At 77.5% G+C, this 2,107-nt stretch carries 1 protein-coding gene and 1 pseudogene; one reads left to right on the top strand and one right to left on the bottom strand.

What is annotated here, in order from left to right; genetic code table 11:
- Positions 1 to 369, top strand: a pseudogene (locus MXD58_RS30005) (hypothetical protein); the annotation flags it as partial.
- A gap of 118 nt (positions 370 to 487) precedes the next feature.
- On the opposite strand, the gene MXD58_RS30000 reads toward MXD58_RS30005, so the two are convergent.
- Positions 488 to 2,107: DUF3376 domain-containing protein (locus MXD58_RS30000; RefSeq protein ID WP_250611514.1), on the bottom strand; the 1,620-nt coding region annotated here is incomplete at its 5' end.

Here is a 2,107-nt window from a genome sequence, read left to right as displayed (position 1 = left end):
GCCGTGCCCGGAGCCACCCCCGCTGGCGCCGCGGCGACCGGGGCCAGCGGCGCGCCGGCCGGCCTGGGACCCACGGCACTTCCCTCCGCGGTCTTCGTTGGTGAGGCGTGCGCGCCGGAGCGGAACACCGGGCCGGCACCGGCCGTCAACGGCCTGACGCTGTTCTGCATCCCCGGCCCCGGCGGGATCACCGCCGGCGGCCTTGGCCGGTGGGCCACCCGGCCGCCGGCGGCGACGCAGGCATCGCCGCAGGTGGGCGGCTCGTGCCAGCCGGGCGACGTGGGCCGGCTCGTGCGTGATCCCGGCGGTCGGCCGTTGTCCTGCCTGCGTGACCCGAACGGCGCGCTGAGCTGGTCGGATGTGTCGTGACCGCACGGCCGCGGCGAATCCGACAACGCCGCCGGCCCTGGCCCCCCAAGGGTGTGGCCATCCGGCAAACGCCGCCGGCTACGACGTCGGGCCGAGTGCACCGCGGGCCAGGGCGAGGTCAGCGGCGGTGGCGGGCGCGGCGGGTCGTGACAGCCTCGGCCAGCGACCAGCCGCCGGGCGCGACGAGTAGGGCGAACACGGTCGCCCATGCCCACGGATGGCGGTCGAGGTAGGGGACGACGTCGTCCCGAAGCCAGTCGAACAGCCGGTCGTGCAGGACCGGGATGACGCCGGCGGCCGCGATCACGACGAGCAGGCCCGCCGCGAGGACAGCCAGGCCGCCCGGCAGCCGGCGCCAGCTCGGCACCCCCAGCACCACCAGCCCGAGCAGCGCCAGCGCGACGCCCAGGGCACCCAGCGCGCCGGCGAAGATCAGGCCGCCGGCGACGCCCAGCCCTACCAGTGCCGCGCCGAACCCGATCACCACCCGGCGGCGCCGGTGGGCCACATCCCGGACGAGCTCGAAGCCGACGCGGGTCGCCACCCGAGCCAGGAACGCCACCGGCCAGACCGGCCGGGGCAGAAACCGGGACGAAGCTGCCCACGCCGTCGCCACGGCGACGATCTGGGCGAGCGCGGTCACCAGGATCGGGCCCTGCGCCGGATCGGTCAGGCGTTCCGCCGGCACCTCGCACGCCCGCAGCACCTCGTCCACCGCCGCGCGCGGCAGCGTTGCGACCGGCTGCCTTCGAGGCGGCGGTGGGGTCGCCGACGCGGTGGCGGGGGGCGGCGTGTCGGCCGCGGCGGTGTCGGGTGGGGCGGTGTCGGGTGGGGCGGTGTCGGGTGGGGCGGTGGCGGGCGGGGTGGCGAGGGCGCGGTCGACGGCGGCGAGGAAACCGGCAGTGGGCTTCGGGTCGAGGCCGGTGGCGTTGTCCGCGCGGACCGCCCGGGCGAGCTCGACGAGCTCCTTGCCGGCGATGTCGCGTTGCGGGCCGGCGGCGACCCAGCTGGCGGTCCGCGGCAGGCTGGGTGGCACGGGCGCGTCCGGGTCCGTGAGGAACTCCAGCTCGTCGAGGACCGCTGGCGGCGCGGGCGTACCCGCCACCTCTGCCAGGTCACTGACCAGCCCGGACAGCCAGCCACGGCGGGCGAACGCCCGCTCGTGCCACGGCTGCGCGCCCGACCGGTCCGCGCCGGTCTGGTCGACCGGCGCCTCGGGAAGCACGGCGAGGTCGCGCCGCAGGACGAGCCGGCGCGGGTCGAGCAGGATCCGCGCGAGCCAGCCGGCGCCGTCGAGGCGTCCCCACATCCAGTCGTTGGCGCGCCACGACGATTTGGCGAACGCGGCGAAGTTGCCGAGCGCGAGGCCGGTGAGCTTGTCCTCGGCGAGCTGCCGCCGCGGGTCCAGGACGGTCGGGAGGTCCGCGCTGAGCTGGACGAGTTCGACCGGCTGGTCGGGCGCGGCACCGCCGCTCTCCCGTTCGACCAGATGCACGTCGAGCAGCGCGATCACGGCGTCGGCGCCGGAGGTGGGCAGGTAGGCGACGAAGTCGGCGAGGACGCGGGCGGCGAGCTCCCGGCGCTGGCGCACGCTGAGACCCACCGGCTGGACCAGCCCGGGGCCGATCGGTGGGCCGGCGGGCGGCCGGTGGTGCCGCAGGAGGGCGGCGAGCTCGGCGCGGAGGTCCACGGTGACCTCGCGCAGCGCGCCCCAGGCGGCGGCGAGGCGTTGCGGGCC

Source organism: Frankia sp. AgKG'84/4 (assembly GCF_023242965.2).
GTDB lineage: Bacteria > Actinomycetota > Actinomycetes > Frankiales > Frankiaceae > Frankia.
This window is presented reverse-complemented; position numbering and strand designations above follow the sequence as displayed.